We start from the raw sequence: 14761 nt of genomic DNA, 5'->3' as shown, positions 1-14761 counted from the left end.
ATGAGCCAACCAAATAATGGGGTCAGAGTACATTATCTCTAAAAAGTGCTCTGACCCCATTTTTCATCTCCTAAAATCACTCCTTCCTTTCACCAAGTATGTCATTATCCATCACAAGGGTTTTAACAATTCCGTTGTCGTCAAGCTCAAAGCTGATACTACTCCCGTTCTTCGCAAAAAAGCGATCGCCACCCTCATGAAAATACTTTTCATTTTCGATATTAGGTAAAGCGTTAAGCACGAAGCCGTCTTTTGCTTCCTGCAGTACAATTTCAACATCAACCGGTGTTGTTACTACGTAGGTACCAATATACTTACTCAGCTCCGTTTGGCTGATTGACACTAAACTTTTAACCTCGGCTTGCGAGTACCCCACATCCAAGGCTTCTTTTAGGCGAATTTCCAGCTCGCTAATTAACTGAGTACCGCGATCTCCGTTAGTCATAATGGCGTAGCCGTTGCCGGTATCTAATTCAAGATATAACTGCGACATAAAGCCTTTATCAGCGCCGCCATGGCCAAATCCCCGAATTTTACCGTCTTCACCCATGTTGATAAAAAAGCCTATGCCGACATTGGGCGCTTTATTGGTTGGCGTATTATTGGTTAATATCTCTTGTGCTGTGGCCTTCGTTATCCAATCAGTTTCTAACCCTAAATATGCGCTACGTACGCCGCTTGCCATTTTCAACATATCCGATGGCGTACTCCACATGCCCGCAGCTGCAAGCGTGGCATAAGTATGAGCGCCACCTTCTACTGGGCTACCGTCATCATTGTAGGGCGTAGCCATATTGCCTGATAAAGTTGGAGAGATGGGTTGTTCGAAACTAGAACGCGTCATGTTTAACGGTGTAAACAAAAGCTTTTGTGCCATTGGCGGCAAGGGTTCACCAGACACATCTTGCAAGGTAAGTTGTGCCAGCGTAGTACCGCCACCTGAATAGCGCATTTGCGTGCCCGGTTGAATATCAACCACTACCGCGCTGGTATTTGCAGGCGTTACACCATCTAACACTTGCTGCAAAGTAGGTACTGCTTCACCGGCCGCGTAACCAGGGAAACCATGCACTGTGGTGCCAGCGGTATGGCTTAACAACCTGCGTAATGAAACTACCTCTTGCCCTGTCCATTCATGTTCAGGAAGCTGCCAGTTGGTAAGTAAATTGTTTACGTCTGTATCTAAATCTAGCGAGTTATCTTGGCGATATTTCATTAATACTGTGGCAAACGCGGGTTTAGAAATGCTACCTGCCTGAAATACAGTATCTTTATCAACAACCAATCCAGTAGTTAGGTCTTTAACACCACTTTGCATGGTCCAAGCTAGCTGCCCATTTCTCATAAACGCAACTGAAACCCCAGGTACATTATAAAAGGCCTGCCGTTGTTCTAAAGATTGAAAATCAACCTCTTGCCCTTCAATACGAATGCGTTCAGCCAGCCCGGTTTTTATAAGGTTAGCTTCTTTTGATTCTTCAGCAGGAGAGGGAGAGGCGGGTAGGGTTTCAGGCTCTGTACAGCCCAATAATGAAGCTAAACAAAACGAAAGTGTTAAAGAGGCGAAGATCTTGTTTGTTTTCATTATGTATATTCCATTACGTTTGAAGGTACCAGCGCACGTTCACTATATTGTTTGGTCAATGCTAGGAATATGCTAATTCAGGCACTTAATAGCTAGTTGCCTGTACCTTCGGCAATCTTTCGCAAGTTAGCCAGCCGCGTTTTAAAAGCACCATTTTCTACATTTTCTTCATAGCTCATTGCTAGCGCTTTCTCTCTCATTTCAAGCGCCATGGCTAAATTGCCATTAGCTTTATTTTTATGAGGTCTAAAATGATGTCAGCTCTAGCCTTTATTTTCACTCGTTGTTGCTCCCATCATCGATGAGAGTGAAGTGACGTATACGCCCGCGATCAATAATTTTTTAACTATTGAAAAGTGAAGTTTAAATCACTTATTCAATTTATCAGAATTAATGATTGATAATATAGTTGGAAGGTTTGAATTATAATGCTAAAGCAGTTATCTGGACTCAATTTACAAATAGAAAGTTCGCCAACGATGCGGACTTGAACAGTGAACGGGTGTGTTTTAATTCAGAGTGATACTGTCCACCTTGATAACTTCTATCTTTTCTTTTAGCTTGCCAAGAGATTGTTCATGTCCGGTAAACCTTTGTGGCCCGTCGGAGACCAGTGTAGTGGTTCCTGTAGTTTGTATAAAAGAGCTGTAAGAAGAAGAGATGCCACTCCAGTAAATTTTGAAAGAGCCTAGAGAGCTTCCCCTCGATAGTTTTCCTGACAGAATAGTTTCGAGTGTAGAATTCTTGTCATAAATTTCAATGTCAACAGTTGGTGGCATATTGTGGCTTGGTTGATTAATAATCATCAATCCTTTTCTAGCATTGTCGTAATTGATAGTCCAAATTCCTACTAAGTTGTTTTCAGCCAAAATAGAAGACTTATTTATAACCGAATTAATATAACTACTAAGACGAGAAAGGCCTTGTATTCTCATTGGGTTTAGTTCAGACATAGACTCATAAGTTTCTTTAGAGTTGGCAAAGAGCAACTGTGCTTCTTCAATATTTCCTAAAAGTGCTTCACTTGCTCCCCAATCTAAATAGATCTTTGCTAATACAGATAAACTATATTCATCAGACTGCAAGCTGCTATTTACTACAGCCTCTTTCCAATATTCCCTGCTTGTTTCGATATCAACAATTGGGCTGTTTGGAATCATTAAAATTGATGCCAAGCTTCTGACAATATACACATATTTACTATCATTTTTATCTGTATACTTATATGCCAACTCATAATAATTGAGAGCTTCTTCAAATTTTGAATCTTGTGATAGCTCTAGCCCAATTGTTAAAAGTTGGTTTACTTGAACATCCTCGCCAAGCTCTTCCACCAGATGCTTCAGTTCTTCCAATGAGATTTGTCGTATTGTGTTTATTGTATAATCCATTTGATCCCTGATTGGTCCGGGAGGTGTGTCTAACAGAATTTTGAAGAACTCTAACCGTTGTTGCAGAAGAGTTGAAACAGCAGTATCAAGTTGGGAAATTTTATGTTTAGATTCCTCTTCATTCAGGTGCTCTGATTGTTGTATTAGGTTATATAGAGTGAAAGTTAACGTTACGAAAACAGCTAACAGGTTGACTAAAACGGAGGCATTTTTGTACCAAGGTTTAAGCTCTTCAGGTTGTCGTTTTTCAAGTTTTTTTAATCTATCAACGATTTCCGTAAAACTATTATCTCGAAATGATTCGCATTCATCGAGTCCTTCAGTGTATCCTTTTTGCTTATTCATTAACCTAGCTTCCTCAATGCTTTTTTCAATATTAGCGAATTTAGTGAAAGTCTCGATAAATCAGATAAGTTCATTTTCCCTGCCTTCAACTATAATACTTAATGCCCTGTATTAGAGAGAAGGTGTATCAATAAACTAGAATTGCTGCTTGCCAGATTGCAGCTAAATTTTGAAACGGAACTGGTTGAGTGAAGTGTGACATTGGGTCATTAATCAAAAGAACAGGTTGAAATCCAAAACGAGTTTGTATCCAATGCATCCCTCTAATGACAACTACATGACCACTATATGGGGACGACCTCACGGCCATGATTATGGCCTTTCCGGATGCTAGAGCGTTGTAAATCGTCATCGGATCCGCTGGAGGTGCAATCGACGAATAACGTCCTCCAAAATGGGCTATCAAACTCTGGATTTGTTGCAAGCTTCCTGTGACCATACAGCCTTGAGTATTATTACAGCAATATTGTGGTGACGCATTATTGGCAATTGCAACCATTACGCATTGTTGGGGTGTATTCTGAGGACCGTTTATAGCTGCAATAATTTGCTGAGCTACAGCAGCCCAACACCAGACTTGAGTTTGTTGAGAAATATTTTGAATTCCAAGGTCTACCGGAGGTGGTATATTTGGCGAGTACTGAGCTATAGAATGCTTTGATACAACACAGAAGCAGAGGACGATAACAACTTTATAAATAGCCATAAAACATCCATATTTTTGTGGTCATTAATTAACCTTAGTTCACGAAGTGCAAAATATCAAATCGCTATGGCCGTCACCTCTAAAGTTATTCTAGATTGTGCCTGTACAAGCTTTGGTTAGTTAATTATTGCTATTATTTCTATTGACAGACAAATACTAAAAACACAATTTTCAAGGAGCTCCAACTTCAACACCTTCCGCAATCTTCTTTCGCAAGTTAGCCAACCGCGTTTTAAAAGCACCATTTTCTACATTTTCTTCATAGCTCATTGCTAGCGCTTTCTCTCTCATTTCAAGCGCCATGGCTAAATTACCATTAGCTTCATAACCGTCCGCTAGGCTGTCGTAGGCATCAGACTTGTTAGGGAAGCGAGCTACATTTTTCTTAAAAATTGCAATGGCAGAGTCAAAGTCTTTTTTGTTTAACGCCGCATAATAAAGGGGTCAGAGTAGATTATCTCTTAAAAGTACTCTGACCCCATTTTTTGTCATACACATCATCAAAACTAGCGCTTATTCCCATCTACTATCATTTTGCGGGCTCTGGCATCCGATTGTTTTATCATATCGTCGATTAATGATGTTTCAGGCATATTCTTCCAGTACTTTTTAGGCATGGAGCTTAGCATTGCGCTCTTTTTGATACGGGCGGGGTTAAAAATATTGGCATAATAAGTTAGCCAATATTTTTCGATACGGTCGTCATCTGGAAATACACTCGGGTCGGGGTTATCTTCTAAAACTAGCTTTTCAGTATCCCAATGAGCTGCCCGGTAAGGCGTGAGTATAGACCACCGCATATTCTTAAAGCGGGTTTGAAAGAAGTCGAGCTTAACCTCTAAACTAAAATGCTCTGGTTCATACCACGCGATAAAGTGCTCTTGTTCGTCATGAACTACCTCTCTAAACCTCAAAAATGCACTCATTTTATACGCATCGCGTTTTACCGCTTTGGCTAACGTAATTAGCTGCATTATATCGTCGTCAGTTTTTAACTTAATAAGGTTTTTGTTTTCGAAAACAACGCGCCATAACACCCGGTAACATAATGCAAAACGGCTAACATCGCGATGACACAGCGCATATTGAATAAGCATTAAGACTGTCTTGGGAATAGAGTGTTTTACCTGCCCTCTAGGGGCGGGCATAAGCTGTTCACTATCGCCAAACAGGTCGTCTTGAATAGACTCTGCACTTTGCCAAATAATGTTTTCAGGGGGAATAGATTGCGCCAAACATTCTCTTGATGCCGTGCGCCACTCGTCGTATCCAGGCACTGAAGTAATTGTGATTGTTTTCATCTTAATCCTAATCCTACTTCAATTAGGCACTGAATAGCTCAAACTGCTTTGGCTGTTTGAATTGCAGTTCAAAATTGTTGCTATCGAGTAGATGAATATCAGGAGAGTAGTCGCTTACGCTAATAAAAGGTTTCAGCTTTTGTAGTGGCAAACGCATTTTCGTAAGATCCATCCAACTGAGCTTTGCATAGCGGCGAATAGTTAGAATCTTTTGAACGGTGCGCGCACCAAGGCCAGGAATTCGTAACAACATCATTTTGTCGGCTTTATTTAAATCAATGGGGAACAAATGACGATTGCGCAATGCCCACGCAAGTTTAGGATCATGGTCCATATCTAGCATGTCATCATGTAATATTTCATCAAGCTTGAATCCATAAAAACGCAAAAGCCAATCAGCCTGATAAAGACGATGCTCGCGAATTAAAGGCGCTGGCTTTAGCGGCAAAACTTCTGAAGCATCTGGTATTGGCGAGAACGCTGAGTAATAAACGCGGCGTAGCTTTTGTTCGCTATAAAGTTTAACGCTGGTACCCAAGATAACTTTATCATTCGAACCATCGGCCCCTATGATCATTTGAGTAGACTGTCCGCCAGGAGCAAAGCGAGGAGGGCGTTTACCTGTATGGGTTTTATCAACTTTATGCTCAGCTATTTTGTCTTTCAGTGTATTCATCGAGCTATGAATAGCGCCGAGGTCTTTTTCTGGTGCGTACTTGTTTAAAGATGGTTGGGTCGGCATTTCTACATTAATGCTAAGCCTGTCGGCAAATAAACCGGCTTCGGCCTGTAGTTCAGGCGAAGCATTAGGGATTGTCTTAAGGTGAATATACCCTTTAAACCCGTGATCGAGACGTAAAGATTTGGCAATACGCACCATACTTTCCATTGTAAGGTCTGGAGAACCTACAATGCCTGAGCTAAGAAATAAGCCCTCGATATAGTTACGCTTATAAAAATTCAGTGTTAGATCTACGGTTTCTTTAACAGAAAAACGAGCACGGCGAACACTGCTCGACACTCTATTAATGCAATAGTGACAATCGTAAATACAGTAGTTCGTCATTAGTATCTTAAGTAAAGACACACACCGCCCATCAGGGGTAAAACTGTGGCATATACCCGTACCACCGGTAAGAGAACCTATGCCAGTTTTATCGGTTTTGCCAGCCTTTCGTTTACCTGCAGAACCGCTTGCACATGAAGCGTCATACTTGGCTGCATCTGAGAGAATTTCGAGCTTTTGTATCAGTTTGTCATGCATCGCAGATTTATACTTTCTCTAAACCAATACACACAGTCAGTGGCTTCAGTAACAAATTATGAAATGAGACATGTGTGTATCGGTTATTTCGTTTTCAGAATATAAAAAACGTTATATCATGTATAAATATACAGTACAATTGCATACCAAGATAAAAGAAAGAATAATGAGGTCAGAGTACATTACCTCCTACTTAATCCGCTAAAAGTACTCTGACCCCATTCTTTTCCATTTCCAGCGGGCTTAAATATCGGTATGTTGTTGCGAGTATTCGTTGTAGCCGAGGAAGCTAATGCAAGAAGCAACCAAATCTGAACCATCGTTGACGGAAGGCGCTATTGTCGGCCACATGGTGCGGCTTGCTATCCCGGCATCTACGGGCATGATTTTTAATACATTGTATAACCTGACTGATATTTGGTTTGCTGGCTATTTGTCTGATAATGCATTGGCCGGTTTATCTATCGCATCCAGCGTTTTCTTCTTATTGCTATCTATTGGTATTGGCATTCAAACCGGGGCTTCGGCAATGATTGCCCCGGGCGCTGGAAGAGGGGAAACCCACGAAGTGAAAGGGTGGTTAGATAACGTTAGCGGCCTAGCTATCGCCTTTAGCGCAGTGTCGTGTATTATCGGTTTTTTTGCTGCACAGCCTCTTGTTGTGTTGCTTGGCGCAGAGCCGCACATTGAGCCACTTGCAATGGAGTACTTATGGGTAACGCTGGCAGGGTCGGTAGGCTTTACCTTATCTTTCGGTGCTGCGGGCGCGTTAATGGCGTTAGGCGATACTAAGTCTAACCGAAACGCGCTAATGATTGGTTTTATTGCGAATTTTGGGCTCAATCCATTTTTTACTTTCGTACTCGATTTAGGCGTAAGCGGTATAGCGCTGGCCACTGTGGTTATCAAGTTTGCCACCGCGTTTTACTTGTTCCGCGTGCTGATGAAGCGATTAAATATATCGGTTATGCCAGCCTTTGATAAAGAACGCTGGCAGGCGTTATTAAAACAAGTACTGCCTGCTAGCTTTAATATGCTCACTATCATTTTAGGTGGGTTTATTACCGTAGCGCTTATTGGTCAATTTGGTAGTGAACATGTGGCGGGGTATACCGTAGGGCTGCGCCTAGAGCAAGTGTTATTGCTGCCAGCTTTAGGGCTAAATAGTGCGGTAATGGCGATAGCGGGTCAAAATATGGGCGTGAACCGTTACGACCGCGTTGGAGAAACGTATCGCAAAGGGTTGTTAATCGGTTTCTTTATGGCGGTAGTGTCTGTTCCAATTATGTATTTTCTTTCGCCGCTGGCGATGAGCCTTTTTACCAGCGATAGCGCAATTAAAAACACAGGCGTTACCTACCTTAGAATTGATACATTAGCTTTTTACGCTTACGTGGTTTTGTTTCAAAGTGTGGCTATATTACAGGCAATGCAAAAGCCTATGTTTCCTATGTATTTAGGCATTGCTCGTCAACTTGTTGTGCCCGCTATAATTAATTATATGCTGATTGTAGTGTGGGGCTATCCCATGGTGTCTATGTTCTACACCATTGTTACCGTCGTTATTTTAAGTGCCGTTATTGCCTTCTTTTATACCAGAAGGGAGATAGGCAGAGTCCAGGGTAAATAGTTAAGAGAAATAATGGGGTCAGAGTACATTATCTATTTGAAATTACTCTGACCCTTCTTCATGAGAAAGCCAACATACATACCCAATATCTTGATATCTCATATAAATTCCGATATTTATAAGGGATATCAATCTGAAAACACTATTTAGATTCACGTTTATCAAGCGCATATTGAACGGCCATTCTAGCAGCACCGGCACCTATGCCTGACACGACTGCCCAGGTGACGGCCTCTTTAAGGTCTGTGTTTTCACTTCCTTTATCTTTCGGGGCTGGTTCATTAGTCACCTTTTCCCATGACTTCTGAAGCGTTTTTCTTGCCAATATGCCTGCAGATGCTGCGGCAAGTCCGATACCTACATTCGTAATTAGCTGTTTGTTACTCATGATGCTCTCCATTGACCAGTGTTCATTGACACGCTCTTTATTGATAAGGCGGAAGCTAAAAAAAAACAGCCATTAATCAAATGACTAATAGCTGTTTAATTCAGACTTACTACAAGTCTTACAACCAATTTTTTTAAATTGGCGGTTGCCTACCTTTTGCCCCTGACCATATTCATAACAATTGAAATGATCAGTAGAATGACAAAAATACCAAATATAATTTTGGCGATACCCGCTGCAGAACCAGCAATTCCACCAAATCCTAATACTGCTGCAACTAATGCAACAACTAAAAATATTAAAGCCCAACGTAACATAATGTATCCCTTCAGTTTGTGAGTTAATGTGACTTAATATTTAAGGTGCAAAGCGTAGGCCTACTTTGAAATTTTTGTTTAGATATTGTTCGACCGTCATATATCACGTGGCTTATAGGCTATTTTTGAAGAAAAAAATTAACGCAAATTGTGCGTCTTTTTAATACGAGGAAAAGAAAAGGATAACTTTTTTACTGATATAGAATGTAAATATTTCTTAATTTTATGTAAGCAATAGTTTGTGAGGCGAATCGTAAAAGTAACTAATTAACTATTAACGCGATGACGTTGAAATTTACGTCGATATTCAAGATTAAGCGCGACAACAAGTCGCGCTTTTTAAAATTAATTTCTTAGTTAAAACTTATAAGAAACTTTAGCTGTCCAGTTACGTGGTAATTCAGGTAACACTACATCTCCCCCTGCAAAATCTGGGAAGTTTGCACGGAAATACTTTTCATTAGTTAAGTTTTTCACGTTTAAGCTAAATTTCCATGCGTCTTGAGTATATACAATACCTGCGCCTACGAGTGTGTAAGCCGGCAATTTTACTGTTTGGGTGAAACCCGAGTAGGTTTCATCCACGTCAACTACGTTAACGTTCGCGGCCAACCCGTTTTGAAAGTCGTAAGTAGCCGTTAAGGTATAAATGTTCTCAGGCATGCCTGCTTTTAGTGCGTCCAAGTTACTTTCAGCACCTGTGGTGGCTGCTAGGTATCCACCATACATTTGATAACCCTCAATATTGGCAAGATCGTCGGCACCTAAACGACCATATTGACCCACCCCTAATGCGCTTAAGTTAGTAACCTCAGTATTGGTGTAACCTCCGGTAATAACCAATTGTTCGTTTACAACCCAGCGTAATTCCGCTTCGTAACCTTCTGCTCTTGTTGTGTTATTCGTAGTTGTGTTTTGCGCAGAGTAATCAGTACGTTCTTGCTCGTAGTAATCTACGGCAACGTATAATGAGTCATCTAAAAAGCTGCCTTTTATACCGAATTCGTGCATTTTAGATGCAGCGGTAGCTGTACCTTCAGCTATATTTGTGGTGGTTATTTCTGCACCTTGACCTGCAATTACGGTAGTTTGACGCGCTGCGGTGGCATAAGGGATAAGACCTATGGGGGTTTTATAAGAAACACTTGCTGTCCAAGAAATACCACCATCAGTACCAGAAGCCTCGGCATAATCTACACTATCTGGATCTTCCAACTTATCCAGAACTTGGCGGCTTTCCATATCGATAGAGTCGTAGCGCAAACCCAGAACAAGGTTTAAACCCATATCCCAAGTGAAATCACCTAACGCCGCTAAACCGTAATCGATATAGTTTCCTTTATAATAGTTAGTGTAGTCCTCGCCCGTGCGAGTGGAAAGTTCCACGCGATCTAATGCTGTCGATTCCATAGTAAGGTCTCGACGATCGAAAAATTCGTAACTGTAATCTTCTCCATGCTCAAAGTTTGTATAGCGAATTGAGGGAGAAATTTGTACTGCCATTTCCATAGAATCGGTGTCGAACATTGCGGAAAAAACTAGCTTATTCTCGGCGGTCCAAGAGTCGTGTAATTGAGAGAACCCATAGCTGTTTTCATTTAGGTTATCGTAACCGTCGTAAAACATTTGGTTTTTAATTTCCCAACCATTATCAGTGTAGTAAATAGTATCGAAATATAAGGTGATTGCTTCGTTCGCTAGTTGGTCGTCTTCTGCCACTAATACAGAACTTCTACTCAATTGTGCGGTACCGACATTTTCAAGAGCATAGGCGCTTGATAAATCGGAAGCTTCAAGTGAGCTAGGATCTACAACATAGTAGCCGCCACCAAGCCCTTCGGCATTAAACTCTTCTTGTGAGATTGAACCGTTTCCATCGGTATCGAGGGGCTGTGCAGTACCAGTGATATATGTGCCACTATCGATAAGCTCTTGCGTTAAGCGGTTCCATCCTGCTACTTGGTTGCCATCATAATCTTGGTACATGCCACCAAACTCAAAGCGTAGACTCTTGTTAATATCTACGTTGAAAGATGTTTGAAGAATAGTTTGTTGTGTTGAAGTATTGTCGTAATAGCTACCGGAATTTTCGATTTCAGCGTATCCGTAAAATCCCGCATCTTTTCCTGCAATTGTGGTAGGCCCTCCAACCTCTGCGGTGAGGATATTTTTATCCCAACTGCCGCGGGTATAAGATAACTCACCGGAATCTTGATCCATGTATTGGCCTTGACTTGAACGTGCAGACTTAGGTTCGAAGTTTAAGTAGCCACCTACTTTTGCCGGTCCATAAATGGGAGACGCTGGGCCGCGAACCACATCGATTCGACTAGATGCGCCTATTGGTGTTGGGTAATTACCTGGGTTATCAAGTCGCTTAACGCCACGAAAGTATGATTCACCCGGAGTACCTCGTACATCTAACGATCCAGCAACGCCGAAAAAAGATTGCGTAAAAGTGCCTGGTGCAAACGCAACAAGATCATCAATATCACTAATATCAAATCGTTCCATTTGCTCGTAAGAAATTGTTGAGGCTGAACGCGGGGTTTCAAGAATTGATTTACCGAAACCGAAAATAGCTTGAACATCTTGTCCTGGCAAACTGCCTAATGAACCTTGAACTTCGATTTTTTCAATATCATCCTCGCTGTCTTTGTCAGTATCTGCTGCGAAAGTTTGCGAAGAAGCGCTGAGTAATAGACCGTAAGAGATCCCTTTCGCGAGATTTCCTAAAGAGAATGGGAGAGTCTTCATAATGATCCTTTAAAGTTGAGTTTTTTGTCGTGTTTGTAAAACAATTTATTCCCGATGTGAAACAGCAAAGAAAATGCCAAAACTTGACCAATTGGACAGTCTTAAATTTGTACTAGGCGCTAACGTCGATAGAATGCGGGTTTTAGAAATAGTCTTTAATAAATCTTTACAGAATAATGACTTACCTTTACTTTTTGTAGCCGATGAAATATTCTGAGTTGCTACTTTTTAGTGCGTTGAAGCATTGTTTTTAGCATGGATGAGTCGAGTTATATGACGGGACCTGAACTTGTTATTAATGGCGGATATACCGCTCAGTAATTTTGACCACACCAGAGGCCGGCCGAAGTTTGAAATAAGACTTTTATTAACACTGGTTGCTTTTCTGGCCTTTTCTAAATTTATCCCATTCCTATTTTTATCAAATAAACGCGTTATAATGGCTGATAAATGTAAATAGGAATAATTATGAAAGTCTGTGGTGTAGATTTAAAGGGTAACGAAGCAAATGTATGTCTGTTGTCGCTAATAGATGGTTTGTTTCATGTTCCCGATTGCCGAACGCGCCGGTTAACGTTAGCCGATACTAGCGCTAAAGGGCTTAAAAGCTTTCAAAGCACTTTCGCAAAGCTCGTCGCCGACTACAAAATTGATGCTGTAATAATTCGTCAGCGTCAAAGCAAAGGTAAATTTGCTGGCAGCGCTATTGGCTTTAAGCTGGAAGCGGCTATCGAGTTAATAGGAGGGCTAGACGTTATTGTATATAGCCCAACTGATATTAAAGAATCTTTACGCAGAAACCCAATTGCAGTGCCTTTCGCAGAAACGGGTTTAAAGCAGTTTCAAGAGCCTGCCTTTACTTCCGCTTATGCATGGTTAATGCAGAACCACTACGCTTCGCAAACAGACGAATAAATAAAAAGGGGTCAGAGTACATTCTCTACCAAAAAGTACTCTGACCCCATTTTTTAGCCTTTTTTCAGTGTAAAACGCCATGGCAAGGTTGCGTCACCTTCGGCGTAGTCTATACCAATGCGTGGAGAGCAAATTATGTGATTATTCGGTATCACATTGCCTTTGTCCTCTACCCATACTAAATTTTTCTTTATCACAGATGAGGCATTAATTGAGGGCGTTATAGCAAGAGCTTGGGTGAGTTTGCCTGGGCCCGAACAAAGGTTTTTGTTAGCAGACTTCAAATTTCTTCTTGTTATCATGGCATCAATACCCTCAGTGGGTTCAATTGCCCTTATGAGTATCGAGTCTGCAAACGCTTCGCTGTTCGTTACTATATTAAACATACTGTGGTGGCCGTAAACATTGTAGATATAAGCAATTCCACCATTGCGCATTAATGTTTGTACAGAAGAAGGTCGCCTGAGCAAATGCTTTTGCATAGCCAAATCATTGTTGCAAGAATAGGCCTCTGTCTCTGAAATTACGCCTCCCGTGCGTATACCATCAATGTCACTGTATAAATATTTACCTAGTAAGTTTTTCGCTATACTAACTACATCGCTATGAGTAAAAAAGGAAGAGGGCATCATTGTAAAGACAATAACCTATAGGGGAGTTAGGATGCTTTTTTAAGCTCACTATGTGATTTCAGTACCTCACTGTCATCGTCCTGTTCTATCAGGTAAGCAGGATCTTTTTCGCTGGCATCACGTTTTACTGATGAGCCTTTAATAGTAATCTCAACATCGCTTGTATATTTCTTTCGAATATTGCCTGAAGCGCTACCTTTTCCCCACTCCCATTCTACTTCAGTGTTAATAGCGTAATGTTTCATTTCAAACCCCTATATTGATGGTACTAAAGCTAAACGACCTAAATTAGGTCCACTAAAAAAATCAACAGCGTTTAATTATATGCAAAGTTTTAAACGGGATATTCGTAGCTTAAGTTCATTGAGAGGTTGGTGTATCTCGTTTTTATTGTAATCAAGTACGTTAGCGTCCCGGTTAAAAGTATCGACTCTCACATTAGGCTTTTGTCTATTTTTGAATTTTCCTTTAATGTAATACACTTAGAGTAATTCAGATTTAGCGTAGAGCTGTATTACATGAATAAATACCAAAATGCTAAAGGCTTTACTTTAATTGAGTTAATTATAGTTATTGTCTTGTTAGGAATACTTGCTGTTACGGTTGCCCCCAAGCTTTTGAATATTCAAAAAGATGCCCAATCTGGGGCACTCGAAGGATTAAGCGCAGCACTATCATCGTCTTCGGAAATTGTCTACGGTAAAGCGCTTATTGAAGGCGTGCAAAGCAGTGCTGATACAACATTGGCTTCGGGTATTCGTGTGCGTTACGGCTATCCTTACGCAACTCAAACCAATCTAAAAGAAGTTATGGATTTCACAGAAGATGACTGGAAGTTAACGGGGTCAGCACCCGAAGTGACTTTTACGTTAGAGCGTCAAACCGGCAACCTTACTACTGCTGAAATCGCCGCAAGCGATGTATGTAAGTTAACATACCGTCATCCGAACCAAGGTGAAAGGCCAACCATCACCGTCACTGACTGCAACTAGAAATAATGGGGTCAGAGTACATTATTGCTTCAAAAGTCCGCTGCCTCATGCCTTAAACTGGCAAGATTAGTAAATTTTGCCGATAATCAAATCTTTAACTCATTCAAAGATATAATGAATACTCGACTCCCTTTGTACAAAAAGTTGTTGGTGATGTCTCGCGTCGAACCTGGCTGCCTTGGACCGCAAGGTACAGATTACGTTGAGGAGTTTTGTGTATTTGCCAAACAAAAGCTAAAAGATCATCACGGCCACTGCTTGCGTTGGGCTATTAAGCCGCGTTATGACAAATCCCTTCCTGAGCTAGAGTTTCAAATGAAAAACATTACTGTGTCGCGTGAGAATGCCGACAAGTATATGAACAGTTTCGATATCGACATTGATGTTTTTGAAGAAGAGTTAGAAGAAACCCTTGCTGATTTAGTTGACGTATTTTTTGAGCGCTAAAATAAAGGGGTCAGAGTACATTAATTAAGAACACATTAATTAAAATACTGTATCTGAAGTGCATTGCTTGCTAAAAGTACTCTTGCTAAAA

15 protein-coding genes are annotated in these 14761 nt (G+C 40.9%); 4 read left to right on the top strand and 11 right to left on the bottom strand.

Annotated elements, in window-relative coordinates; translation table 11 throughout:
* Positions 1-76: 76 nt before the first annotated feature.
* From Q4561_RS16125 to Q4561_RS16100, 6 genes are all read right to left on the bottom strand, one after another.
* Positions 77-1585, bottom strand: a complete 1509-nt coding sequence (locus Q4561_RS16125; RefSeq protein WP_303462008.1) for a serine hydrolase — start codon at positions 1583-1585, stop codon at positions 77-79.
* A gap of 509 nt (positions 1586-2094) precedes the next feature.
* Positions 2095-3321, bottom strand: a complete 1227-nt coding sequence (locus tag Q4561_RS16120; protein ID WP_303462007.1) for a hypothetical protein — start codon at positions 3319-3321, stop codon at positions 2095-2097.
* 127 nt (positions 3322-3448) lie between these two features.
* Positions 3449-4027, bottom strand: coding sequence for a papain-like cysteine protease family protein (locus Q4561_RS16115; RefSeq protein WP_303462005.1), 579 nt, complete (start codon positions 4025-4027; stop codon positions 3449-3451).
* Positions 4028-4198: 171 nt separating this feature from the next.
* A complete protein-coding gene (locus tag Q4561_RS16110; RefSeq protein ID WP_303462003.1) occupies positions 4199-4330 on the bottom strand; it encodes a hypothetical protein in 132 nt (43 codons plus the stop codon).
* 203 nt (positions 4331-4533) lie between these two features.
* Positions 4534-5328, bottom strand: a complete 795-nt coding sequence (locus tag Q4561_RS16105; RefSeq protein ID WP_303462001.1) for a TIGR03915 family putative DNA repair protein — start codon at positions 5326-5328, stop codon at positions 4534-4536.
* 22 nt (positions 5329-5350) lie between these two features.
* Positions 5351-6592 carry a putative DNA modification/repair radical SAM protein gene (locus Q4561_RS16100; protein WP_303462000.1) on the bottom strand — a complete coding sequence of 414 codons (1242 nt, stop codon included), beginning with the start codon at positions 6590-6592 and terminating at the stop codon, positions 5351-5353.
* A gap of 292 nt (positions 6593-6884) precedes the next feature.
* On the opposite strand from Q4561_RS16100, the gene Q4561_RS16095 reads away from it, so the two are divergent.
* Complete coding sequence (locus Q4561_RS16095) at positions 6885-8222, top strand: MATE family efflux transporter (RefSeq protein ID WP_303461998.1); 1338 nt, start codon at positions 6885-6887, stop codon at positions 8220-8222.
* Positions 8223-8364: 142 nt separating this feature from the next.
* Here the strand turns inward: Q4561_RS16095 and Q4561_RS16090 are convergent, their stop codons facing one another.
* The 3 genes from Q4561_RS16090 to Q4561_RS16080 all read right to left on the bottom strand — a co-directional run bounded on the left by Q4561_RS16090 (position 8365) and on the right by Q4561_RS16080 (position 11684).
* Complete coding sequence (locus Q4561_RS16090) at positions 8365-8610, bottom strand: DUF4235 domain-containing protein (RefSeq protein ID WP_303461996.1); 246 nt, start codon at positions 8608-8610, stop codon at positions 8365-8367.
* Positions 8611-8759: 149 nt separating this feature from the next.
* The gene (locus tag Q4561_RS16085; protein WP_082604849.1) at positions 8760-8927 is read right to left on the bottom strand and encodes a DUF1328 domain-containing protein; all 168 of its coding nucleotides are present in this window, start codon (positions 8925-8927) and stop codon (positions 8760-8762) included.
* Positions 8928-9284: 357 nt separating this feature from the next.
* Positions 9285-11684: a TonB-dependent siderophore receptor gene (locus Q4561_RS16080; RefSeq protein WP_303461994.1), complete on the bottom strand. Its 2400-nt coding sequence runs from the start codon at positions 11682-11684 to the stop codon at positions 9285-9287.
* A gap of 468 nt (positions 11685-12152) precedes the next feature.
* On the opposite strand from Q4561_RS16080, the gene Q4561_RS16075 reads away from it, so the two are divergent.
* The gene (locus tag Q4561_RS16075; RefSeq protein WP_303461992.1) at positions 12153-12599 is read left to right on the top strand and encodes a DUF3010 family protein; all 447 of its coding nucleotides are present in this window, start codon (positions 12153-12155) and stop codon (positions 12597-12599) included.
* A 53-nt stretch (positions 12600-12652) separates the two neighbouring features.
* Here Q4561_RS16075 and Q4561_RS16070 read toward each other — a convergent pair whose 3' ends face one another.
* The gene (locus Q4561_RS16070; protein WP_303461990.1) at positions 12653-13231 is read right to left on the bottom strand and encodes a DNA-3-methyladenine glycosylase; all 579 of its coding nucleotides are present in this window, start codon (positions 13229-13231) and stop codon (positions 12653-12655) included.
* A gap of 26 nt (positions 13232-13257) precedes the next feature.
* Entirely contained in the window at positions 13258-13476 is a 219-nt protein-coding gene (locus Q4561_RS16065; RefSeq protein WP_303461989.1) for a DUF2945 domain-containing protein, read from the bottom strand.
* A 273-nt stretch (positions 13477-13749) separates the two neighbouring features.
* Between Q4561_RS16065 and Q4561_RS16060 the strand changes: the two genes are divergently transcribed.
* Together Q4561_RS16060 and Q4561_RS16055 are read left to right on the top strand one after the other, a co-directional pair.
* A complete protein-coding gene (locus Q4561_RS16060; protein ID WP_303461987.1) occupies positions 13750-14223 on the top strand; it encodes a type II secretion system protein in 474 nt (157 codons plus the stop codon).
* Between the two features lie 114 nt (positions 14224-14337).
* Positions 14338-14670 carry a hypothetical protein gene (locus tag Q4561_RS16055; protein WP_303461986.1) on the top strand — a complete coding sequence of 111 codons (333 nt, stop codon included), beginning with the start codon at positions 14338-14340 and terminating at the stop codon, positions 14668-14670.
* Positions 14671-14761: the final 91 nt, after the last annotated feature.

The sequence above is a fragment of the Alteromonas sp. 1_MG-2023 genome, from assembly GCF_030547075.1.
Taxonomy (GTDB): Bacteria; Pseudomonadota; Gammaproteobacteria; order Enterobacterales; family Alteromonadaceae; genus Alteromonas.
This window is presented reverse-complemented; position numbering and strand designations above follow the sequence as displayed.

What these genes read in the sequence shown, in the direction of transcription:
- Q4561_RS16125 (WP_303462008.1), bottom strand. Translation starts at nt 1,585, where the DNA reads ATGAAAACAAACAAGATCTTCGCCTCTTTAACACTTTCGTTTTGTTTA.
- Q4561_RS16120 (WP_303462007.1), bottom strand. Translation starts at nt 3,321, where the DNA reads ATGAATAAGCAAAAAGGATACACTGAAGGACTCGATGAATGCGAATCA.
- Q4561_RS16115 (WP_303462005.1), bottom strand. Translation starts at nt 4,027, where the DNA reads ATGGCTATTTATAAAGTTGTTATCGTCCTCTGCTTCTGTGTTGTATCA.
- Q4561_RS16110 (WP_303462003.1), bottom strand. Translation starts at nt 4,330, where the DNA reads ATGGCGCTTGAAATGAGAGAGAAAGCGCTAGCAATGAGCTATGAAGAA.
- Q4561_RS16105 (WP_303462001.1), bottom strand. Translation starts at nt 5,328, where the DNA reads ATGAAAACAATCACAATTACTTCAGTGCCTGGATACGACGAGTGGCGC.
- Q4561_RS16100 (WP_303462000.1), bottom strand. Translation starts at nt 6,592, where the DNA reads ATGCATGACAAACTGATACAAAAGCTCGAAATTCTCTCAGATGCAGCC.
- Q4561_RS16095 (WP_303461998.1), top strand. Translation starts at nt 6,885, where the DNA reads ATGCAAGAAGCAACCAAATCTGAACCATCGTTGACGGAAGGCGCTATT.
- Q4561_RS16090 (WP_303461996.1), bottom strand. Translation starts at nt 8,610, where the DNA reads ATGAGTAACAAACAGCTAATTACGAATGTAGGTATCGGACTTGCCGCA.
- Q4561_RS16085 (WP_082604849.1), bottom strand. Translation starts at nt 8,927, where the DNA reads ATGTTACGTTGGGCTTTAATATTTTTAGTTGTTGCATTAGTTGCAGCA.
- Q4561_RS16080 (WP_303461994.1), bottom strand. Translation starts at nt 11,684, where the DNA reads ATGAAGACTCTCCCATTCTCTTTAGGAAATCTCGCGAAAGGGATCTCT.
- Q4561_RS16075 (WP_303461992.1), top strand. Translation starts at nt 12,153, where the DNA reads ATGAAAGTCTGTGGTGTAGATTTAAAGGGTAACGAAGCAAATGTATGT.
- Q4561_RS16070 (WP_303461990.1), bottom strand. Translation starts at nt 13,231, where the DNA reads ATGATGCCCTCTTCCTTTTTTACTCATAGCGATGTAGTTAGTATAGCG.
- Q4561_RS16065 (WP_303461989.1), bottom strand. Translation starts at nt 13,476, where the DNA reads ATGAAACATTACGCTATTAACACTGAAGTAGAATGGGAGTGGGGAAAA.
- Q4561_RS16060 (WP_303461987.1), top strand. Translation starts at nt 13,750, where the DNA reads ATGAATAAATACCAAAATGCTAAAGGCTTTACTTTAATTGAGTTAATT.
- Q4561_RS16055 (WP_303461986.1), top strand. Translation starts at nt 14,338, where the DNA reads ATGAATACTCGACTCCCTTTGTACAAAAAGTTGTTGGTGATGTCTCGC.